The organism is Microbacterium sp. GW823-FHT02G05 (genome assembly GCF_058797175.1).
This window is the reverse complement of sequence record NZ_JBXAJK010000001.1, coordinates 1,863,012-1,883,689: the sequence shown is the minus strand read 5'-3', so window position 1 is coordinate 1,883,689 and position 20,678 is coordinate 1,863,012. Positions and strand designations below refer to the sequence as shown.

At 66.8% G+C, this 20,678-nt stretch carries 25 protein-coding genes; 9 read left to right on the top strand and 16 right to left on the bottom strand.

Annotated features, from left to right (window positions below; translation table 11 throughout):
- Positions 1–1,032, top strand: coding sequence for a S66 family peptidase (locus AC1REM_RS09195; RefSeq protein WP_492514344.1), 1,032 nt, complete (start codon positions 1–3; stop codon positions 1,030–1,032).
- Positions 1,033–1,039: 7 nt separating this feature from the next.
- Positions 1,040–2,242 carry a low temperature requirement protein A gene (locus tag AC1REM_RS09190; protein ID WP_492514343.1) on the top strand — a complete coding sequence of 401 codons (1,203 nt, stop codon included), beginning with the start codon at positions 1,040–1,042 and terminating at the stop codon, positions 2,240–2,242.
- 13 nt (positions 2,243–2,255) lie between these two features.
- Here AC1REM_RS09190 and AC1REM_RS09185 read toward each other — a convergent pair whose 3' ends face one another.
- Positions 2,256–2,612, bottom strand: coding sequence for a VOC family protein (locus tag AC1REM_RS09185; protein WP_492514342.1), 357 nt, complete (start codon positions 2,610–2,612; stop codon positions 2,256–2,258).
- A 116-nt stretch (positions 2,613–2,728) separates the two neighbouring features.
- Here AC1REM_RS09185 and AC1REM_RS09180 point away from each other — a divergent pair, with 116 nt between their 5' ends.
- Entirely contained in the window at positions 2,729–3,145 is a 417-nt protein-coding gene (locus AC1REM_RS09180) for a GNAT family N-acetyltransferase (RefSeq protein WP_492514341.1), read from the top strand.
- A 30-nt stretch (positions 3,146–3,175) separates the two neighbouring features.
- On the opposite strand, the gene AC1REM_RS09175 is transcribed toward AC1REM_RS09180, so the two are convergent.
- From AC1REM_RS09175 to AC1REM_RS09165, 3 genes are read right to left on the bottom strand one after another with little or no spacing between them, the layout of a single operon-like run.
- Positions 3,176–3,862: an SDR family oxidoreductase gene (locus AC1REM_RS09175; RefSeq protein WP_492514340.1), complete on the bottom strand. Its 687-nt coding sequence runs from the start codon at positions 3,860–3,862 to the stop codon at positions 3,176–3,178.
- A 4-nt stretch (positions 3,863–3,866) separates the two neighbouring features.
- Entirely contained in the window at positions 3,867–4,103 is a 237-nt protein-coding gene (locus AC1REM_RS09170) for a putative acetyltransferase (protein ID WP_492514339.1), read from the bottom strand.
- A gap of 2 nt (positions 4,104–4,105) precedes the next feature.
- Complete coding sequence (locus AC1REM_RS09165) at positions 4,106–5,761, bottom strand: ABC-F family ATP-binding cassette domain-containing protein (protein WP_492514338.1); 1,656 nt, start codon at positions 5,759–5,761, stop codon at positions 4,106–4,108.
- 73 nt (positions 5,762–5,834) lie between these two features.
- Here AC1REM_RS09165 and arfB point away from each other — a divergent pair, with 73 nt between their 5' ends.
- A complete protein-coding gene (gene arfB / locus AC1REM_RS09160; protein ID WP_492514337.1) occupies positions 5,835–6,275 on the top strand; it encodes an alternative ribosome rescue aminoacyl-tRNA hydrolase ArfB in 441 nt (146 codons plus the stop codon).
- Positions 6,276–6,278: 3 nt separating this feature from the next.
- On the opposite strand, the gene AC1REM_RS09155 is transcribed toward arfB, so the two are convergent.
- From AC1REM_RS09155 to AC1REM_RS09130, 6 genes are all read right to left on the bottom strand, one after another.
- Positions 6,279–6,827, bottom strand: a complete 549-nt coding sequence (locus AC1REM_RS09155) for a HEAT repeat domain-containing protein (protein WP_492514336.1) — start codon at positions 6,825–6,827, stop codon at positions 6,279–6,281.
- A 101-nt stretch (positions 6,828–6,928) separates the two neighbouring features.
- Positions 6,929–7,468: a VOC family protein gene (locus AC1REM_RS09150; RefSeq protein ID WP_492514335.1), complete on the bottom strand. Its 540-nt coding sequence runs from the start codon at positions 7,466–7,468 to the stop codon at positions 6,929–6,931.
- An 81-nt stretch (positions 7,469–7,549) separates the two neighbouring features.
- A complete protein-coding gene (locus tag AC1REM_RS09145; protein ID WP_492514334.1) occupies positions 7,550–7,738 on the bottom strand; it encodes a helix-turn-helix domain-containing protein in 189 nt (62 codons plus the stop codon).
- On the bottom strand, positions 7,735–8,208 hold the full coding sequence (locus tag AC1REM_RS09140) for a hypothetical protein (protein ID WP_492514333.1): 474 nt from the start codon (positions 8,206–8,208) through the stop codon (positions 7,735–7,737). The genes AC1REM_RS09145 and AC1REM_RS09140 overlap by 4 nt, the downstream gene beginning before the upstream one ends.
- Positions 8,209–8,276: 68 nt before the next feature.
- Positions 8,277–9,350: a redox-regulated ATPase YchF gene (gene ychF / locus AC1REM_RS09135; RefSeq protein ID WP_204939526.1), complete on the bottom strand. Its 1,074-nt coding sequence runs from the start codon at positions 9,348–9,350 to the stop codon at positions 8,277–8,279.
- 70 nt (positions 9,351–9,420) lie between these two features.
- On the bottom strand, positions 9,421–10,161 hold the full coding sequence (locus AC1REM_RS09130) for a class I SAM-dependent methyltransferase (protein WP_492514332.1): 741 nt from the start codon (positions 10,159–10,161) through the stop codon (positions 9,421–9,423).
- A gap of 59 nt (positions 10,162–10,220) precedes the next feature.
- Here AC1REM_RS09130 and AC1REM_RS09125 point away from each other — a divergent pair, with 59 nt between their 5' ends.
- The 3 genes from AC1REM_RS09125 to AC1REM_RS09115 all read left to right on the top strand — a co-directional run bounded on the left by AC1REM_RS09125 (position 10,221) and on the right by AC1REM_RS09115 (position 12,722).
- Entirely contained in the window at positions 10,221–10,814 is a 594-nt protein-coding gene (locus AC1REM_RS09125; protein WP_492514331.1) for a 3'-5' exonuclease, read from the top strand.
- A 36-nt stretch (positions 10,815–10,850) separates the two neighbouring features.
- Complete coding sequence (locus AC1REM_RS09120; RefSeq protein ID WP_492514330.1) at positions 10,851–11,258, top strand: ankyrin repeat domain-containing protein; 408 nt, start codon at positions 10,851–10,853, stop codon at positions 11,256–11,258.
- A gap of 84 nt (positions 11,259–11,342) precedes the next feature.
- Positions 11,343–12,722 carry a DNA recombination protein RmuC gene (locus AC1REM_RS09115; RefSeq protein ID WP_492514329.1) on the top strand — a complete coding sequence of 460 codons (1,380 nt, stop codon included), beginning with the start codon at positions 11,343–11,345 and terminating at the stop codon, positions 12,720–12,722.
- A 64-nt stretch (positions 12,723–12,786) separates the two neighbouring features.
- Here the strand turns inward: AC1REM_RS09115 and AC1REM_RS09110 are convergent, their stop codons facing one another.
- Together AC1REM_RS09110 and glpX are read right to left on the bottom strand one after the other, a co-directional pair.
- Positions 12,787–12,999 carry a UDP-N-acetylmuramyl pentapeptide phosphotransferase gene (locus AC1REM_RS09110; protein WP_204939521.1) on the bottom strand — a complete coding sequence of 71 codons (213 nt, stop codon included), beginning with the start codon at positions 12,997–12,999 and terminating at the stop codon, positions 12,787–12,789.
- Positions 13,000–13,145: 146 nt separating this feature from the next.
- Positions 13,146–14,132, bottom strand: a complete 987-nt coding sequence (glpX, locus tag AC1REM_RS09105) for a class II fructose-bisphosphatase (RefSeq protein WP_492514328.1) — start codon at positions 14,130–14,132, stop codon at positions 13,146–13,148.
- A gap of 184 nt (positions 14,133–14,316) precedes the next feature.
- Between glpX and fbaA the strand changes: the two genes are divergently transcribed.
- Positions 14,317–15,345: a class II fructose-bisphosphate aldolase gene (gene fbaA, locus AC1REM_RS09100; RefSeq protein ID WP_204939519.1), complete on the top strand. Its 1,029-nt coding sequence runs from the start codon at positions 14,317–14,319 to the stop codon at positions 15,343–15,345.
- 88 nt (positions 15,346–15,433) lie between these two features.
- Here the strand turns inward: fbaA and AC1REM_RS09095 are convergent, their stop codons facing one another.
- From AC1REM_RS09095 to AC1REM_RS09080, 4 genes are all read right to left on the bottom strand, one after another.
- Positions 15,434–16,663: a hypothetical protein gene (locus AC1REM_RS09095; RefSeq protein ID WP_492514327.1), complete on the bottom strand. Its 1,230-nt coding sequence runs from the start codon at positions 16,661–16,663 to the stop codon at positions 15,434–15,436.
- Positions 16,664–16,708: 45 nt separating this feature from the next.
- A complete protein-coding gene (locus tag AC1REM_RS09090; protein ID WP_492514326.1) occupies positions 16,709–17,239 on the bottom strand; it encodes a DUF6264 family protein in 531 nt (176 codons plus the stop codon).
- 218 nt (positions 17,240–17,457) lie between these two features.
- A complete protein-coding gene (locus AC1REM_RS09085; protein WP_492514325.1) occupies positions 17,458–18,219 on the bottom strand; it encodes an IclR family transcriptional regulator in 762 nt (253 codons plus the stop codon).
- Positions 18,216–19,199 carry a 4-hydroxy-3-methylbut-2-enyl diphosphate reductase gene (locus AC1REM_RS09080; RefSeq protein WP_492514324.1) on the bottom strand — a complete coding sequence of 328 codons (984 nt, stop codon included), beginning with the start codon at positions 19,197–19,199 and terminating at the stop codon, positions 18,216–18,218. The genes AC1REM_RS09085 and AC1REM_RS09080 overlap by 4 nt, the downstream gene beginning before the upstream one ends.
- Positions 19,200–19,373: 174 nt before the next feature.
- Between AC1REM_RS09080 and xseA the strand changes: the two genes are divergently transcribed.
- Positions 19,374–20,678 carry an exodeoxyribonuclease VII large subunit gene (gene xseA, locus AC1REM_RS09075; RefSeq protein WP_492514323.1) on the top strand — a complete coding sequence of 435 codons (1,305 nt, stop codon included), beginning with the start codon at positions 19,374–19,376 and terminating at the stop codon, positions 20,676–20,678.

Genomic DNA, 20,678 nt, shown 5'->3' with positions numbered 1-20,678 from the left:
GTGCCCATCCGCTATCCCGCACCGCTTGCTCCGGGTGACACGATCGCCGTCACCTCGCCCTCCAGTGGGGTGACGGATACCGAACGCGCACGGCTGGAGTTCGCGATCGCCGGGCTTCGCGACCGCGGATTCGACGTCGTCGTCGGTTCCTGCATGGATGGCACGCGCCATGTGAGTGCACCGGCGCCCGAACGCGCCCGCGAACTCCAGATGTTCCTGACGAATCCGGGCATCCGTGCCGTCGTCCCGCCGTGGGGTGGAGTGACGGCAATCGACCTCCTTCCACTCCTGGACTGGGAGGTCATAATCGCGGCAGAGCCCACGTGGTTCGTCGGATTCTCCGACATCTCCACACTGCTGACGCCGTTCACCCTCCTGACCGGCGTCGCCACGGTGCACGGCAACAATCTGATGGACACCCCCTACCGTGTGCCCGACGGCCTCCTCGGCTGGGAGGACATCACGGCGCTGCCGGAGGGCGGGAGCTTCACACAGACGCCTCCGGGGCGATTCCGGGCCGTCGGCTGGGACAACTATCTGACCCACCCCGACGTCGAGGAGATGACCCTGGACACCGAGGGAACGTGGACACGGTTCGATGGCGGCACCCACGACGTGGATGTGACGGGCCGGCTGATCGGCGGATGCATCGACACCCTGTGCAACGTCGCAGGAACCCCCTATGGCGATGTGCCGTCGTTCGTGGAAGGGCATGCCCCCGAGGGGCTCATCGTGTACGTCGAGGCGTCGAGCAAGGATGCGCTCACCACGTGCCGCGCCTTGCATGGAATGCGGCTCGCCGGCTTCTTCGACCGCGCGAACGCCGTCCTCATCGGGCGGACTCGCGCTCCCGACACCGAGTACATGACCCAGCGCGAGGCCATTCTCGATGCACTCGGCGGACTCGGTGTGCCGCTCATCGGCGACGTCGAGTGCGGGCATGTGCAGCCGTTCATGCCCATCGTGAACGGCGCACTCGGGCGTGTGCGCATGACGCGCAGCATCCGTTCCCTGACCCAGACGCTTGCGTGAGGACGCCATGACCACAGACTTGCTGCACCGCATCGGCCTGATCCGCATGTCGGGGCGGGACCCGCGCCAATCGCACCGCGTCGCAAGCCCCCTGGAGCTGTTCTTCGACCTCGTCTTCGTGGTCGCGGTCTCGCAGGCCTCGCAGAGTCTGCACCACGGCATCGCGGAGGGGCACGCCGCCGAGACGACGCTGTCGTACGCGATGGTGTTCTTCGCGATCTGGTGGGCCTGGATGAACTTCACCTGGTTCGCCTCGGCGTTCGACACGGATGACTGGCTGTATCGCGTGACGACCATCGCGCAGATGGCCGGCGTGCTCGTACTGGCGGCAGGGGTCCACGATGCGATGACGGAGGGCGACTGGACGACCGTGACCTGGGGCTACGTCATCATGCGACTGGCCCTCATGACACAGTGGCTGCGGCTCGCGCTGTCCGACCCCGAGAACAGGTCCATCGCGCTGCGATACGCCGCCGGGATCGCGATCGTGCAGGTGCTGTGGCTGGCCCGCCTGCTGCTCGACGCCCCCGTACAATTCTGGACCTTCTGGATCATGGTGGCCTTGGAGTTGCTCGTACCGCTGTGGGCGGAGCACGCGCGGCGCACACCATGGCATCCGCACCACATCGCGGAACGATTCAGTCTGTTCACGCTCATCCTGCTCGGCGAAAGCCTGCTCGCCTCTGCCAACTCGATCATCGGCGCACGCAACGGCGAAGCCCGTGTCGACGGCCTGATCGGTCTCGCCGTCGCCGGCATCGTGACGGCCGCCGCACTGTGGTGGGTCTACTTCTCCCGGGCGCAGGGCGAACGCCTCACGCGCAACTCCCGCGGCTTCGCCTTCGGATACGCGCACTACCTCATCTTCGCGGCGATCGGCGCTGTATCTGCGGGAATCGAGGTCGAACTCGACCTGCTTACCGGAGAGGCTGAGCGTCTCACCGTCGCGACGGCGTCCCTGGCCTTCACGATCCCCGTGGCGGTCTACATGGTCATGGCCTGGGCTGTGCTGCTGCGCGGGCAGGTGTCGGGCGCAGCATCCGCGATCTTCCTCGTCTGCGCAGTAGGAGTCCTGCTGTGCGCCATCGCACCCGTGTTCACTGTCGCCGGCACCGCCGTACTCCTGTGCGTCGCCGTCGCCGTCATGGAACGTGAACGGGCGCGAGCACGGTCACTGGCAGACCTGGAGACAGCCCGCCACGACGGGTGAGGGATGTGGGTCGTCACGCCTCTGCGAAGACGCCCAGTCGATTGCCGCTCGGGTCTTCGAACTCGAAGCGTCGGCCGCCAGGGAACTCGTAGGGCCCGGCGACGATGACTCCCCCTGCGGTGCGAACCGCGTCGACAGTGGCATCCAGATCCGTCGAGAAGAGCAGGACCAGCGGCCCCTGACCGGGCTGCGCACCGGCATCCAAGCCGCCGACCTCGCCTACGCCGTCGGGAGCCTGGATCCCTCGGTATGTCGGGCCGTAGTCATTGAACTTCCAGCCGAACGCGGCTTCGTAGAAGGCCTGCGTCGCGGCCAGATCGTCCACGCCGAACTCGACGTAGCTGAGGGCATGATGCTGAGGGTGAGCCACGGGTGAACCTCCTGAGGATGAGTTGCCTTCATCGTAGGGCGGGGGTCGGACACGCGAGCGCTCGGTGCGCGGCCGGAAGGGGACGCATCGTCTGCACGGCTGGAACAATGTTCTCCATGACTCTCGCCGACCGGTACGAAATGATCCACGACGCACCGCCCGTGGATGCCTATGTCGCGCTGCGCACGAGTGCAGGACTCTCACCCAAGACGGTTGAACAGGGAGCTGCCGCGATCGCCGGCACCTGGTTTTTCTGCCACATCCGCGAACGCTCCACCGCCCAGGTCGTCGCGATGGGCCGCGTGATCGGGGACGGAGGGTGGTACTTCCACATCGCCGACATCGCGACGCATCCGGACCATCAGCGGATGGGACTCGGTCGGGCTGTGATGGACACCCTCATCGCACGGATCCATGACACCGCACCGGCGGACCCGTACATCACGCTCCTTGCGGATCCCCCTGGTCGCCGACTGTACGAACAGCTCGGGTTCGTAGACACTGCTCCGACCACGGGGATGCGCCTGCGCTAGATCGCGCCCCGCGAACGAAGACGGGCACGCTCACTCTGCGCGCAATGTCACATCCGTCAGCTGCGCGCCGCGCGGGAGATCGAGCATCGCCAGGATCGTGGTCGCGGCGACATCCGGATCAATCAATCCTGCTGTGGTGTACTCGCGACCTTCTTGCTGGAACACGCGCTCCTGCATGGGAGTGGCGGTGCGGCTCGGATAGATCGTGCCGACGCGGATGCCGTGCTCGGCCTCCTCTGCGCGCAGCCCATCAGCCAGCGCGCGCAGACCGTGCTTGGATGCCGCGTACGCGGACCATCCTGCTGAGGTGCGCAACCCGGCACCGGAGTTGACGAACAGCACCTGCCCGCGCGTGAGACGCAGCTGGGGCAGCAGGAGACGGGTGAGTTCCGCCGGCCCGACGAGGTTCACGGCGAGCTGAGACTCCCAGAAGTTCACCGGCGTATCCGCGACTGCTCCCAGATCGACGATCCCTGCGACATGCACGAGGCTGTCAAGCCGTGCGGGAAGGCTCTGGTGCGAGAGCGCCCACGAGAGGCGCCCCGGCTCGGAGAGGTCTCCGACAAGGGTCTGCGCGCCCGGAAACTGCTCTGCCAGCGAACGGGCGCGACCCGCATCCCGGGCAAGAAGCACAAGCTCGTCGCCCCGTGCGTGCAAGCGTTTCGCGACAAGAGCACCGATTCCGGACCCTGCGCCGGTGAGGAGATGAACAGCCACTCCCCTATCGTGGCATAGCGCGTGGGGCGCGCCGTGGCGGCGGAGGCGGCACCTCTTTCGCGAGGTGCACGTCCGCCAACGCGATCGTCACCAGGCCGCGACGTGTCTCGATCAGACAGTGCTGGTCGTCGCGCTCACGCAGGTAGCCGACGGCGTCGGTGTACCCACCCTCGATGCGGGTACGCACCGTCATCCGCGTCCCGAGGGCGGCAGAGCGAATGAACTCCACAGGGTCTGACACGACTACAGCTCCGAAACCTTCCCGGCGTTCACGCGCCAGTGGCGATCTGTCTGCACGGCAGCGAGCATCCGCCGGTCGTGTGTCACGAGCAGCAGCGTTCCCTCGTACGATTCCAGCGCCTGCTCGAGCTGCTCGATCGCAGGCAGATCGAGGTGGTTCGTCGGTTCGTCGAGCACCAGCAGGTTGATGCCGCGTGCCTGCAGCAGAGCGAGGCCGGCGCGCGTGCGCTCCCCCGGCGAGAGCTCTTCGACCGGCCGACCGACATGGTCGGCTTTGAGGCCGAATTTCGCCAGCAGTGTGCGCACGTCGCCCGAGGTCATGTCGCCAACGATCGCCTCGAATGTGTCGGCGAGAGACGTGGAGCCGACCAGCAGCGAGCGCGCCTGATCGATTTCTCCGATCTGCACGCTGGCACCGAGGCTGGCGCTTCCCTCATCGGGATGCTGCGTGCCCAGCAGCGCCCGCAGCAGCGTCGACTTACCCGCCCCGTTCGGCCCCGTGATGCCGATGCGCTCCCCCGCATTCACCTGCAGCGACACCGGCCCAAGCGTGAAGTTGCCTTGCCGGAAGACGGCGGAGCTGAGCGTGGAGACAACCGAGCTCGAGCGCGGCGCAGAACCGATCGCGAACTCGAGCTGCCACTCTTTGCGCGGTTCTTCGACCTCTTCAAGACGTGCGATGCGGCTCTCCATCTGGCGCACCTTCTGTGCCTGCTTCTCGCTGGATTCCGCGGATGCCTTGCGTTTGATCTTGTCGTTGTCGGGTGCCTTCCGCATGGCGTTGCGCACGCCCTGACTCGACCACTCGCGCTGCGTTCTCGCACGTGCGACGAGATCGGCCTTCTTGTCGGCGAACTCGTCATACTTCTCGCGTTGCTGGCGACGCCGGGTCGCGCGCTCCTCGAGATAGGCGTCGTAGCCACCGCCGTACACACGGTTGGAGTTCTGCGCCAGATCGAGTTCGAGCACGCGGGTCACGCAGCGTGCGAGGAACTCGCGATCATGACTGACCAGCACGACACCGCCGCGGAGGCCCCGCACAAAGGATTCGAGACGCTCGAGACCGTCGAGATCGAGGTCGTTCGTCGGCTCATCGAGCAGCACGATGTCGAAGCGTGAGAGCAGGAGCGCTGCGAGACCGACGCGGGCCGTCTGCCCACCCGAAAGCGACGTCATCAGTGCTGCACCCTCGACCTCGAGTCCGAGGTCAGCAAGCACCGCGGGAACGCGCTCATCAAGGTCTGCGGCGCCACTTGCTAGCCAGCGCTCGAGGGCCGCGGAATATATGTCGGCCGGATCTGCGCCCGGGACCTTCGACAGCGAAGGATCCCCCAGCGCGGCTGCCGCGGCATCCATGTCGCTCGTCGCCTGCGCGCACCCGGTGCGACGCGCGATGTACTCGACGACCGTCTCACCTTCGACGCGCTCGTGCTCCTGCGGAAGCCAGCCGACGAATGCGTCTGTGGGGGCCAACGAGATCGTGCCTGCCTGGGGCTCGTCGATGCCGGCAAGCAGGCGGAGCAGCGTCGACTTGCCCGCACCGTTCGCTCCCACGACTCCAACGACGTCACCGGGAGCGACCGTCAGATCAAGGGAATCGAAGAGGGTGCGGTGGCCGTAGCCCCCAGCCAGGCCCTTGGCGACGAGCGTTGCGGTCATTCTTCTATCCTGTCAGTCGCGGCACAACCCGACTGCTCCGCGACGAGCGTGCCCACTGCGGCAGACTGAACACATGCCAGACCTGCATGTACCTCCGGGCCCTGGGGCGCCGCATGGCTTCACCGTGCCCGCGAGCGAGCTGGTCGAACGGTTCTCCCATGCATCCGGGCCCGGCGGGCAGGGCGTCAACACCACCGATTCGCGCGTGCAGCTCAGCCTCGATCTGGCGACGACCACGGCGCTCACCGAGACGCAGCGTGCAAGAGCCGTCGACCGCCTGGCGACGAGACTCTCCGGCACGGTGATCACCATCAGTGCCGCGGAGCAGCGCTCGCAACGACAGAACAGAGCGGCGGCTAGACAGCGCCTCGCCGATCTGCTCCGCGACGCGGTCGTGCCGCCGATCACGCGACGCGCGACGCGTCCGACGAAGGGGTCGCAACGTCGACGACTTGAGGGAAAGCGTCAGCGATCCGAGATCAAGCTCGGGCGCAGGCGACCAGGCCAAGAGTAGCGCTCAGGGCTTCGGGAAGCGCCCACGAAGAGCATCGAGGCTCTGCTGCGCGGCGCGGCGTACCTCAATCTCCGGGTCTTTCAGCAGCCGGCGAATGCTGGCCATCTCATCGGCGGTGCCGAGAGCGCCCAGCGCTCGTGCCGCGGCCGCGCGCACGCGGGGAACCTGGTCTCCGAGCAGTCCGGCGAGAGCGGATGCCGCGGGCAGCTCGCGAGCAGCGGCCACGCGGGCTCCCATCTCTCGGACACGCCATGCAGGGTTACTCAACGTCTCGATGATGGCCGGGGCTGCCGATTCGTCCCAGACGTAGAGAAGCGCACGCGCACCCCAGAGCTCGGGCCAGTAGAGCACCGGCGCGCCGTCCAGGATGCCCTGCGCGTGCTCGCCGCCGACGAAGAGCAGGAAGTCCTCGCCCTCGTAGTTTCCCGCGAGCAGGGAGAGCGCACGCTCGACAACGTTCGCCTCGCCGTAGCGCTCGACGGCCACCGCCAGCCGCTTCTCAAGAGGAAGTTCGACGGGAACGGATGCGGGTTCTTCGGGAGTGCGGGTCACGATTCCACTCTAGGCTCCTGCCCGACACCGCTCAGACGTTGAAGCGGTCGCTGCTTCGACGGCCCCCTACTTCTCCCCCGCACTTGTCGACGACGCGCTGCTCAGGCTCTGGGGTCGCGCAGTGCGGTCATCGCCTCGAGCAACGTGTCGTGGATGTAAGCGAGCTCAGGCGAGACCTCACCCCATCCCTGATCGACGCCCTCTGCCGTCCACTCGCTCTCCTCGTCATCGGCGTCCCAGGCCGCATCACGGTGTTGCCAGATCCACCAGAGGTTCGCGCTCGAATCCTGCACCCGGGCGAACTGCGTGCCGAAGAAGTCTGTGGGCTTCGTGACCAGGCGTGCCCCGCGTGCAAGGGCGCGCTCGAGCACCACGTCGAGGTCATCGACGTACACCTGGAGCAGGCTTGGCGTGAACGGCCAGTCCGGCTTGCGCTCGGCGAGCATGATGGTGGTCGTGCCGACGCGCACCTCGGCCTGCAGCAGCAGTCCGTCCTCATCGATCGTGCGGGCCTCTGCGCGCTCCTCACCATCGAAGACCTCGATCACAAACCGGGTCAACTCATCGGCGCCGGTCGTGATGATAAACGGATTGACGGTTGCGTAGCCCTCGGGGGCGGCTGGGACGGCGGGTGCGGACATCGTTTGCTCCAATACTCGGTAAGGGTGCGATGTCCTCAGTTCATCACTGAGCGAACGTCACCGTCTTGAACAATTCCGCCATCATCGGCCCGACAGCACCTGGGCGGGCGTCTGTCCGTGGAAAGCGCGCAGCGAACGCGTCAGGTGAGCCTGGTCCGCGAACCCGCAGCGCGCAGCGCATTCGGTCGGCGGCACGCCCTGCAGCAGCAGGCTGAACGCTGCACGCGCTCGCGACAGCTGCTCGATCTGCTTGCGCGTGAGCCCTGTCACGGCCCGCACCCGGCGCTGACGGTGCCTCTCCGAGTAGCCCGCGTCATCGCCGGAGAGCATCCGCGGACGTCGTCGTCGTCGCGCAGCACGTCAAGCTCCAGGAGACGATGTGCGAAGCTCTCGAGATCCTCGAACTCTGGGAACGGCACGACATGCTGCCCCAACGTGACGTGCCCGTCCTCGACAACGAGGCGCTGCTCCCCGCCTCGCAGGAGCTCCTTGCTCACTCCGGGCAGGACCATGTGAGCCTTCAGCTGGATTCCCCAGCTGTGTTCACCGACCGTCGAGCGGATCCAACGGTGTCCCAGGGTTGGGCCCGTCAGGCCGGCGAGAGTCTCCCCATCCGGCTCGCGGGCGAACCACAGATCCCAGTACTCGACCGCCGGGACGAGGTAGCGCTCATCTCGCGTCGCCCGCGCCTGCCAGACACACTCCAGCACACGCGAGTCGGGGTGACGTTCCTCGTACATGCGCTCCGTTCGCAAAGATCACTTGCGAAGAGAGTACAGACGCTAGGAGTCGGTGAACCGCAGAACGCTCAGACGTTGAAGCGGAACTCCACGACATCGCCGTCCTGCATGACGTAGTCCTTGCCTTCGAGGCGGGCCTTGCCCTTGGCGCGAGCTTCGACGACGGAGCCGGTCTCGACGAGGTCTGCGAACGAGATGACCTCCGCCTTGATGAAGCCCTTCTCGAAGTCCGTGTGGATGACGCCCGCGGCCTGCGGAGCCTTGGCGCCCTGCGGGATGGTCCATGCGCGCGACTCTTTGGGTCCGGCGGTGAGGTAGGTCTGCAGGCCGAGGGTCGCGAAGCCGATGCGTGCCAGCTGGTCAAGACCGGACTCGGTCTGCCCCGTCGCCTCGAGGAGCTCGGCGGCGTCTTCGGGGTCGAGGTCGATCAGCTCGGACTCGATCTTCGCATCGAGGAAGACCGCCTGGGCGGGTGCGACCAGCGCCTCCAGCTCGGCCTTGCGCGAAGCATCCGTCAGCACCGACTCGTCCACGTTGAACACGTAGATGTAGGGCTTCGCGGTAAGGAGGCCCAGCTCGCGGATCGGCGCCAGATCGAGACCGGTCTGCGAAAGCAGCTCGCCACGCTCAAGTGCATCCTTAGCTGCGGTCGCAGCCTCGAGCACGGAGGGGTCGAGAGTCTTGCGCTTGACCTCCTTCTCGTAGCGCGGAAGCGCCTTCTCGATGGTCTGCAGGTCAGCGAGCATCAACTCGGCGTTGATCGTCTCGAGGTCGTTCTTCGGGTTGACCGCACCATCCACGTGCACGACATCGTCGTCGACGAAGCCGCGCACGACCTGCGCGATCGCATCGGCCTCACGGATGTTGGCAAGGAACTGGTTGCCCAGGCCCTCCCCCTCGCTCGCGCCACGCACGATGCCCGCGATGTCGACGAACGACACGGACGCCGGGAGGATGCGCTCGCTGCCGAAGATCTCGGCGAGCGTCTTCAGTCGCTCGTCGGGCAGGTTCACGACCCCGACGTTCGGCTCGATCGTCGCGAACGGGTAGTTCGCCGCGAGCACGTTGTTCTTGGTCAGAGCGTTGAAAAGGGTGGACTTGCCGACGTTGGGCAGGCCGACGATTCCGATAGTAAGAGCCACGGGGTGCAAGTCTACGCGGATGCCGCCCGATCAACGGCTCTCCGCTCGCCAGGCCGGGTCCGCCGCGCCCTCAGAGACGCGTCGCGCGGAACGCCCGAGTCACATAGGGCAGCTCGATCGTGCCCTCCGCGTCGATTCCGAGATCGTCGAACAGCGCGTTCATCTCTCGCCGAATCCGCGTGCGCTCTTCTTCCGAGGCCGTGATCACATAGCTCCGAGAGGTGGCCATGCTGTGCAGCTGCGCACGGGTCATCGTGCGCGTCCATGGCCATTCGCTCTCTTCCAGCGGGCCGAACGGCGCATGCACCGCCGGACCACCATCGGCGAGGGTCTCCTCCGCACTGCTGGCATGCATGATCTCGGTGAGGCGGGTCACCCACTCGACGCTCTCGTCGCGGATGTTCCAGATCAGCCCGAGCGTCCCACCGGGACGCACGACTCTGCCGACCTCGCGAGACCCTGCGACCGGCTCGACCCAGTGCCACGCCTGTCCGAGCACGACCGCGTCCAGAGAGGCATCCGGCAACGGCAGCTGCTCCGCGGTTCCGATGAAGGTGGGCACACCGGGCACGTTGAGGCGGAGGCTCTCAAGCATCGCGGGATCGGGATCGATCGCCACGATCTCCGCGCTCGGGGCGCCGACGAGTGCACGCGTCAGCTTCCCCGTTCCCGCACCGACATCGGCGACGCGGCTCGCGCCTGCCGGCAGCGTCTCGAGCATCCACGCCACCGCCGCGAACGGATACTCCGGCCGGCCCGCCTCGTAGCTGCGGGCCTGGGAACCGAAGGACGTTGCGCGCTCATCAGTCATGGGACCAGCCTACGGCGTGCCTGCGCGCCGGTCAGGAGAGCGCGAGAGAAGGTAGGTACGTGCCCCTGGACTTCACCGCTATTGACTTCGAGACGGCGAACTCCTCCCCCGCATCTGCGTGCTCCGTCGGCCTCGTTCGCGTTCGTGGCGGCCAGGTGGTGGCGTCGGCCGGATGGCTCATCCGCCCACCCGCGGGGCACGACGAGTTCCAGGAGTGGAACGTACGCATCCACGGCATCGAACCCCACCAGGTCGCCGATGCCCCGACCTGGAGTGAGCAGCTCGATCGGCTCTGCGCCTTCGCAGGCGCCGACGTCCTCGTCGCTCACAACGCGAGCTTCGATATGAAGGTGCTGCGCACCGCGTCGGAGGTCACCGGCGACACCCTTCCGCCCTATCGCTCCCTGTGCACCCTGCAGGTGGCGCGAAAGACCTATTCGCTGGACTCTTATCGTCTGCCGGTTGCGGCCGCTGCGGCTGGCTTCGGCGATTTCGCGCATCACGATGCGCTGGCGGATGCGCGCGCCTGCGCGCAGATCGCCATCGACGCCGCGGCTCGCCTCGACGCAACAGACATCTATGAGCTCGCGCAGATGCTCCGTATCACCGTCACCGGTTCGCCCGTTGACGAGGTTCGAAAAGCCGTCGCCTGAGCTCGCATCTCCGGCTGCACGCGCCACAATGGAATCATGACGAGCCTCGCTGACGACTCCGCACTCTCTCTTGAGGTCATCGAGGGCACCTTCGACCTCGCCCGCCAGGGTCGCACAGAACCGCTGGGCGAGATGATCGACGCGGGCGTGCCGATCGATGTGCAGAACCCGCGGGGCGACACCATGCTGATCGTCGCCACCTACGCGGAGCAGACCGCCACCGTTGCCGACCTGATCCACCGTGGCGCCGCGCTCGACATCGTCAACGCCAACGGTCAGACGGCCGTGACCTGCGCGGTCTTCCGGCGTAACGAAGAGCTCCTGCGGATGCTGCTGGACGCAGGCGCCGACCAGAACGCGGGCATGCACACGGCAGCCGCGACCGCCGATCAGTTCGGCCTTGCGAGCATGCGCGCGATCCTCGACGAGTACGCCGCGCGCTGAGTCCGTCGGCGCCCTCCCGGCGATGTCTGTGGCCCCCGCTACGCTCAGGCCACAGCGCGATTCCCGCCGACTGAAGGAGGCTCCATGGAAACGCTGACGACCCTGCTGGGGATCACCACGGTGATCCTGCTGATCGTGGTGCTCGTTCTCGTGATCGCTTTGCGCCGCCAGGTCTCCGCCGGCACGACCGCCGGAGGGGACTCCCTCGGCGCGGAGACGCGGGCAGAGCTGAGTGCGCAGCGCATGGAGCTGAAAGAGACCATCATGACGGGGCAGAGCCTGCTCGACCAGCGCGTCATGGGTCAGGCGCAGGTGCAGGCCGAGTCACAGGAGCGCGACCGCGTCGCCCGGCGGGAAGAGCAGCGCGCGCTGCAGGAGTCACTGTCCCACGCGCTCACCGGGATGCTCGAACGCATCCACGCGCTCACCGAGACGAACGCCGTTCGGCACAGCGAGATGCAGACCCTGCTGCGCGACGAACTCGAGAAGATGCGCAACGGCAATGAGGCCAAGCTCGAGAAGATGCGCGAGACCGTCGATGAGAAGCTGCAAGGCACCCTTGAGAAGCGTCTGGGAGAGTCCTTCGCCCTGGTCAGCGACCGCCTTGAGCAGGTGCAGAAGGGGCTCGGCGAGATGCAGACGCTCGCCTCTGACGTCGGCGGGCTCAAGCGTGTGCTCACGAACGTGAAGAATCGCGGCAGCTGGGGCGAGGTGCAGCTCTCCCGGCAGCTGGAAGACATGCTCTCGCCCGAGCAGTATGCCGAGAACGTGGCGGTGCGCCCGAGTTCGTCGGAGCGCGTGGAGTTCGCGATCCGCCTCCCCGGGCGCGACGACGACCAGCCGGTCTGGCTCCCGATCGACTCGAAGTTCCCCCAGGAGGACTACGAGCGCCTGCTGGAGGCGCAGGAGCGCGGCGACAAGAACGAGATCGACGTCCAGAGCAAGAACATCGAACGTGTGATCCTGGCGCAGGCAAAACTCATCGCTGACAAGTACGTCGAACCGCCCTACAGCACCGACTTCGCCATCATGTATCTGCCGACCGAGGGCCTCTTCGCCGAGGTCGTGCGGCGCCCCGGGCTCACGAGCCGGCTGCAGAACGAGTTCCACATCACCGTCGCCGGCCCCTCCGTGCTGATGACGCTGCTGAACAGCCTCCAGATGGGTTTCCGGACGCTCGCGATCGAGAAGCGCAGCAGTGAGGTCTGGAAGGTCCTGAGCGCGGCGAAGGTGGAGTTCCAGAAATACGGGCAGGTGTGGGAGAAGCTCGGGAAGCAGCTGCAGACCGCGCAGAACACCGTCTCAGAAGCAGGCCGTCGCACGCGCGCCGTCGAACGCAGACTCCGCGATGTCGAGGTTCTCGACGCCATCGAGAGCGACGACCTCTACGATCTCCACGCCGAGATCGGCGATGTGCGCCTGCGCCTGGATGACGCGGAGGTCACCGAAGCCCGCGAGGTGTGACGCTGAGTCGCTGAGCAGAGAACAGCACGTCGCCGAGCAGAGCGCAACGACGACTTCTCAGGCCTCAGGCACCACCCGGCATGAAGCTCAGCAGCATCACGACCGCCGACGAGAACGCGACGAAGGCGCCGATCAGCCACCAGGCGTTGACCTCGTGCCCCTCATCACGGCGCACGCGGAACAGCACATCGGTGCGGCGGGCGGCGTCCATCTCGATCACCGTGACGGTACCGGTGTCGCTGATGTTGGTCTGACGGTAGATGTTCTCCGAAGCCATTCCGCGCACCCCTCTCGCGACACCCCTGGGCGGGCATCACTGTCGTGATAGATCCGTTCCATTGTGCCAGGGACGCGGCTGAATAGGTCCTGAAGCCTGCGGATCGGAATTCCGACTCCGTAACGAAACGAGCCCGCCGGCGCCGCTCAGAGCCACTTCGAGACGAGGTGCTCCGAGTTCACACGACGAAGAGTTCCCGATGCACCGCGCAGCACCACGCTCTCGGTGTAGACGTATCCGTTCTCGCGGCGCACACCCGCGACGAGCTGACCGTCGGTGACACCCGTCGCCACGAAGATGGTGTTGTTCCCGCGGACGAGGTCATCGGCCTCGTAGACCTTGTCCAGATCGAGCCCCGCGTCGATCCCCCGCTGGCGCTCATCATCATCGCGAGGCCAGAGACGGCCCTGGATGTGCCCGCCCAGCGCCTTGATCGCACAGGCCGTCACGATGCCCTCCGGGCTGCCGCCGATCCCCACGCACATGTCGGTGCGAGCGCCATGGCGCGCCGCGTTGATCCCGCCGGCGACATCACCATCGGACATCAGACGGGTTCCGGCACCGGCATCCCGAATCTCCTGGATCAGCTGCTCGTGGCGCGGACGATTGAGCACCGAGACGACGATCTCGTCGACCGGCTTCTCCAGTGCTGCAGCAAGACGGCGGATGTTCTCACCGATCGGCAGACGGATGTCGACCACACCGACACCGGCGGGGCCGGTGACCAGCTTGTCCATGTAGAAGACGCTGGATGCGTCGAGCATCGTGCCACGGTCCGAGACCGCAATCACAGAAAGGGCATTCTGTCGGCCCGCGGCCGTCAGCGACGTGCCGTCGATCGGATCCACCGCGATGTCGCACGCGGGGCCTCGCCCGGTGCCGACCTTCTCGCCGTTGAAGAGCATGGGAGCGTCGTCCTTCTCGCCCTCGCCGATCACGACCTGGCCGTCGAAGTCCACGGTGCCGAGGAAAGCACGCATCGCGTCGACGGCAGCGCCATCTGCGGCCTCCTTGGCGCCGCGACCGATGAAGGGAACGGCGCGGATGGCCGCGGCCTCCGTCGCGCGCACGAGTTCGAGCGCGAGATTACGGTCAGGACGCAGGGGGCTCAGATCGGCCGTCAGACTCACCATGCCGCCAGACTAGGCGACTCATGCGCAGAGACCGGACGTTTTCCGCTCACAATCGACGAAGGAATCGCGATTCTTGCCAGGCGCGAAGATCTTGCCCCGCCTCCTTGCGATCAACCCCGTGAAACCCGCAATTCTGCGCCGGTAGAGTGGGGGTTGACCCCCGCTTCTCAGCACAGGAGATTCCATGCCCGTTGCAACCCCGGATCAGTACGCAGAGATGCTCGACCGCGCGAAGGCCGGCGGTTTCGCCTACCCCGCGTTCAACGTCTCCAGCTCGCAGACGATCAACTCCGTCCTCCAGGGACTGACCGAGGCCGGATCCGACGGCATCATCCAGGTCACGACCGGTGGCGCCGACTACTTCGCCGGCCACACCGTCAAGGCGCGCGCAACCGGCGCTCTCGCCTTCGCGCGCTACGCGACCGAGGTCGCCAAGAACTACCCCATCACGGTGGCCCTGCACACCGACCACTGCCCGAAGGACGCGCTGGCTGGCTTCGTCGAGCCGCTCATCGCCGCCTCCGAGGAAGAGGTCAAGGCGGGCCGCAACCCGATCTTCCAGTCGCACATGTGGGATGGCTCGGCCGTTCCCCTCGCTGAGAACATCGAGATCGCGCAGACGCTGCTCCCCCGCATGAAGAACATCAACGCGATCCTCGAGGTCGAGATCGGTGTCGTCGGCGGCGAGGAAGACGGCGTTGCGCACGAGGGTTCGAACGACGCCCTGTACACGACCTTCGCTGACGTCGACCAGGCCGTTCAGGCTCTGGGCCTCGGCGAGCAGGGCCGCTACATCGCCGCTCTCACCTTCGGCAACGTGCACGGCGTCTACAAGCCCGGTGGCGTCAAGCTGCGCCCGGAGCTCCTGGGCGAGATCCAGGCAGAGGTCGCCGCGAAGTACGGCACCGGCCCGAAGCCCCTTGACCTCGTCTTCCACGGCGGTTCGGGTTCGACTGACGAAGAGATCGCTCTCGCCGTCGCGAACGGTGTCATCAAGATGAACATCGACACCGACACGCAGTACGCCTACACGCGTGCGATCGCCGACTACATGTTCAAGAACTACGACGGCGTCCTGAAGGTCGACGGCGAGGTCGGCAACAAGAAGCTCTACGACCCCCGCGCCTGGGGCAAGGTCGCCGAGACCGCGATGGCCGCTCGCATCGTCGAGTCGACGAAGCAGCTGGGCTCGTACGGCCAGTCCAAGAGCTGAGTTCGCTCACCACGAAGACGGATGCCCCGCTCCTGAGCTCAGGAGCGGGGCATCCGTCTTCTTTCGTGCAGAACGACGCGATACAGACTCAGCGGCGTCGCATGCGCGCCGCCCAGATGACAAGGTCGATGAGCGCATCGATCACAAGCACCACGCCGAACCCTCGAGCCACCTTCGAGCGCGATCGCGTCAGCGCGACACCACCGGCGAGCTCGCTCGTGCTGATCGCTGCTCCCAGGAGTGGCCGCTGGCGCACCCAACGTGCGGCGCGAACGAGGGGACGCTGTCTGCGGGTGAGCGGCACAGTCTCGCTCCAGCCGCTCAGCAGGAGGCCCCCGATCGCCTGTCCCCACCCACGGCCGGTGAAGACCTCTCCCCCGGGTTCCTCGGCGAGCGCCGCATCGATGAGCTCGGAAGGGACGCCGAAGGCCGTGAGGAAGTTGCGCAGCCGCTCCACATCGCCCTGCACACCGCCGATCGCCTCGGGAGTGCAGGCGCGCAGCGCCGCATCCCGATCCACGCCCACGGCGCTTCCGAGGCCAGCGAGCTCGTCCTGAGTGCCGTCGGCTTCGACGAGCATGCGCCGGTAGAGCTCAGCACTCTCGGGCACCTCGATCGTCGACATATCAAGCACGGGACGCGTGAGGCGCTGACTGTTCGGCCAGAACATCGCCGTAGGTGAGGCAGGAGAAGTCACCTCGACCCACGCTTCGTCGTACTGCATCGTCCCGCGCTGCGGAACATTGAGCTCGATGATCGCGCCGTCCGCGCGGCTGCCCGAGAGTGCCATGTGCGCGCGGTCCGTGGCATACCGATAGAGCGACCAGGTGCCGGACTCGCGGTAGTGCACAGGGACGCCGATGAGTTGCGCCGTGATCCGCGCCGCCCAGGCGCTGCGGCGTGAGAACTCGGCGACGCGGACCGGTTCAGGTTCCCCCAGAGGGTGCGCAGGAACATGCTCCGTGCTTGCGAAATCGTCAAAGTTGTCGCTCGGATCCGGAGACAGCGGCCCTCCGTCGCCGGGCTCGTCGGCCCGCGCGTCCACGCCCAGACGGAGGACGATCCCTTCCGCTGCGAAGGCCTCGCGCAGGCGCCTGTCTGACAGGTCGAAGCGCAGACGGTCCTCAGCGTCCAGCGCGATCACGGTGCCGTCTTCCGTGACGGGGATCAGCGCCAGTGCATTGGCGCCGTCGGCGGCACGCACGCCCGCGAGAACGCGCTCGTCGCGCAGGATTCTCGCGGCTGTCGCGGTGGCATCGCCTGCGGCAGATTCGATCGAGACGTAAACGACATGGAAGGCGACATGTTCGGCTGGCATCCTTCGAGGCTACCCGTGGTCCCCCGCGCTACCTTGGCGTGTCTGTCAGCTTCCCGCAGCGCGCGAGAGATAGTCCGCGAACGCGGGGTCGCCGAACATCGGCACCGTCAGCGCGGCGGCGGCGAGCAGTGTGAAGACGACAGCGCCGGCAACCGGCACCCACCAGGTGAGGCGACCACTACGCAGACGCATCACCGACACCGCGGCGGTGAGCATCCATCCAACGATCAGCACGACTCCGGCCACAACACCCCAGATCTTGCCCTGCGCGTAGTTCGTGAACTCGCCGTCGATGCCGAGCATCCGCATGCTCTCGTTCATGACGCTCGCGACGTCGAGATAGGAGATCGCAGACATGATCACCGTCACCAGCCCGTAGGCGAGGAGCATGATCGTCAGCAACCGGTCGAACGGACGCCTGCGTGGTGCCGACACCTGCGACGACGAAGGTGCCACCGCATGCGGAACCGGCGGCTGAACGACCTCGGGCGCCGCGGGCGCGAGGTCCCGCCCTGCACGCCGGCTCTGCTCTTCAGGGGTTGCGTACTCGCCGTACTGCGGTCGGGAATCAGACACCGGCTCATCGTAGCGAGAGAGCGCTGTGCGGCCGCCCAGAAGCCCGCGCCGACACGATGATGCCCCGAGGGTTGGGGACGCCTCGGGGCGGGAGCGCTGACGCTGGGGACGCCTGCGCTGTGTGTCTCGGCGATGGTATACCAACCGCCACTCTAAAGATATCGGCTCCGACCAAAGATGGGGAGGGCGTTAATTCAGATAGTGAACACCGGCGCGCCCTACAGCTGTGTGGCACCCAGCTCGAACGCCAGGGTCCGCGCGACCGCCTGCAGCTTCGCGATGATCTCGGGGTCCACCGGTCGGCGGTCTTCACGTAGAGAGATGGCCAGCGACGCGGTGATACCAGGCGCGATGACCGGAACTGCGAGACAGGTGGTGCCGATGGAGTACTCGCCCTGCTCCACGACCCAGTCCTTCGAGTGGTCGAGTTGCGCAAGCAGGAGTCGGCGATCGCTCACGGTACGCGGGGTGAGCTCGGCGAGCGGATGCCGCGACAGATAGTCCAGACGCTCGCCTTCCGGCACCACGGAGAGGATCTGCTTGCCGAGAGCCGTCGCATGCGCACTGTCTTCCATGCCCACCCAGAACTCCACACGGGGGTCGTGCGCAGCATCGACGACGTCGATCAGATGCACCTCACCGTCGTCGAAGCGCGACAGGTACGCGGTCGCGCCGATCTCATCCGTGATGATGTTGAGCGCGGCCCTCACCCGCGCGAGAAAGACCCCGCGCGTGTCCCGCCCCTCGTACAGGCTCGGAAAGCGCGGTCCGAGGATGAGCCCGTCGGGCTGCGCCTGCAGGTACCCCTCATGGATGAGGGTGCGGGTGAGGTTGTAGGTGGTGCCGGGAGTCAAGGACGTCGCCGTGGCGAGAGCCTTGACGGGAATCGGCCGTGCCGAGTTCGCGACGATTTCCACGAGACGGAGCGCACGCTGTACTGACCCGATCAGGGTCGCGGCCTCCGTCTCGCGCGCGCTCACCGGGTGATCCGCCCACCCAGTGGTCGATCGTCTCCGGCCTGGTTCTGACGCAGTTCCTTGGGAAGGGAGAAGATCAGGTCCTCCTCGGCGGTGCGCACTTCGGAGACATCGCCATAGCCGGCACCGGCCAGGGCCTCCAACACCTCTTCGACGAGCACCTCGGGCACCGAGGCGCCGCTGGTCACGCCCACCGTGGCCACGCCGTCGAGCCAGTCCTGCTGGATCTCCTCCGCATAGTCCACACGATAGGCCGCTTTCGCTCCGTACTCCAGCGCCACTTCGACCAGACGCACGCTGTTCGAGGAGTTGGCCGAGCCGACGACGATCACCAGGTCCGCGTCGACTGCGACCTTCTTGATGGCGACCTGACGGTTCTGCGTGGCGTAGCAGATGTCGTCGGACGGCGGATTCTGCAGATCAGGGAACCGCTCGCGCAGGCGGTTCACGGTCTCCATCGTCTCGTCCACCGACAGCGTCGTCTGCGACAGCCAAACGACCTTCGACGGGTCCTTCACCTGGACGGTGTCGGCCTCGTCGGGCGAATTCACGATCGTGACGTGATCCGGAGCCTCGCCGGCAGTGCCCTCGACCTCTTCATGCCCCTCGTGTCCGATCAGCAGGATCTCGAAGTCATCGCGGGCGAAGCGGACCGCCTCTCGGTGCACCTTCGTGACGAGCGGGCAGGTCGCATCGATCGCGTGCAGGCCGCGATCTGCTGCCGCGCTGACGACGGCAGGTGAGACGCCGTGCGCGCTGAAGACCACGTGGGCACCCTCGGGAACCTCGTCGACCTCCTCGACGAAGATCGCACCCTGCGCTTCGAGCTCGGTGACGACGTGGATGTTGTGCACGATCTGCTTACGCACGTAGACCGGAGCGCCATAGCGCTGGAGAGCCTTCTCGACGGCGACGACTGCGCGGTCGACACCCGCGCAGTAGCCACGGGGGGCTGCCAGCAGCACCCGCTTCTGTCCGACCACCGGGTTATCCTGAAGGCGCTTCGGTGCCGCCGCTCCTCGAACACGAGGAACGCGCGGGAGAGGAAGCGAAACAGCTGTAGAAGTCACTCTTCGAGTGTATCTGCGCCCACCTGTACAGAGGCGGAGTCCGCGCGCAGCATCCATCCCCGGCAGATCAGCAGAAAGGCTCGCGCGGTGACGACTTTCGAACCCGAATCGATCGCAGGCGAGGCTCCGCCGGCAGATTCCGTCGCGCCCCGTGATTCCACCGCGGAGGCACCGACGTCGGTCGCCCGCCTCAACGGCACGATCCGCGACTTCGTGAGCCGATGGAACACGGTGTGGGTCGAGGGCGAGATCACGTCCTGGAACGTGCGCGCCGGCGCCGTCTTCGCCCGGCTGAAAGACACGCAATCGGATGCCACGATCTCGATCCGCGTCTGGTCGAGCGTCCGCGGGCGTATCCCCTCCGACCTCGGAATCGGCGACCACGTCGTCGCGGCGGTCAAGGCCGACTACTTCGTCAAGGCCGGCGATTTCAGCTTCACCGTCTCCGCGATGAAGCACGTCGGACTCGGCGATCAGCTGGAGCGCCTGGAGAAGCTGCGCGCCGACCTGCGGCGCGAGGGACTGTTCGACCCAGCCCGCAAGCGGCCACTGCCCTTCCTCCCCCACGTCATCGGGCTCATCACGGGCGAGAAGTCCGACGCCGAGAAAGACGTCCATCGCAATTCCGAACTGCGCTGGCCTCAGGTGCGCTTCCGCACCGAGTACGCCGCGGTCCAGGGCGACCGCTGCGTCCCGGAGACGCTCGCCGCGCTCGCGAAGCTCGACGCAGACCCTGACGTCGACGTCATCATCATCGCCCGCGGCGGCGGCGACCCGCAGACCCTCCTGGGGTTCAGCGATGAACGGCTCGTGCGTGCCGTCGCGGCGGCATCCACCCCGATCGTGAGCGCGATCGGACACGAGAACGACCACCCGCTGCTCGATGACGTCGCCGACCTGCGGGCATCAACGCCCACAGATGCCGCGAAACGCGTGGTGCCGGATGTCGGCGAGCAACGCGCCCTGATCGCCCAGCTGCGCTCACGCGCGACGACTCGTCTGTCGCAGCGGATCGCGCACGACATCGCCCAGCTGGACCAGCTGCGCTCCCGGCCGGTGCTGCGCTCGCCGGAGCCGATCATCGAGCAGCGCGCACAGGAGATCTTCCTGCTGTCGGCCCGGAGCCGCGATGCGCTGACCCGTGTGATCGAAGGCGGCAGTCGTCGCACGGCCGAGCTGCGCGCATCGCTGCGCGCTCTCTCCCCCGCGGCGACGCTGGCTCGGGGGTATGCGATCGCGCAGCGCGCGGATGGCGCGATCCTGCGCGATTCGGCGGATGCTCCCGCGGGTACCGCCGTCACCGTGACGGTCGAACATGGTTCGTTCCGCGCCACGTCCGAGGGGGACCTCACCGCGGAAGCGGGCGGCGGCGATGTCGATGGCCGCCGGTAA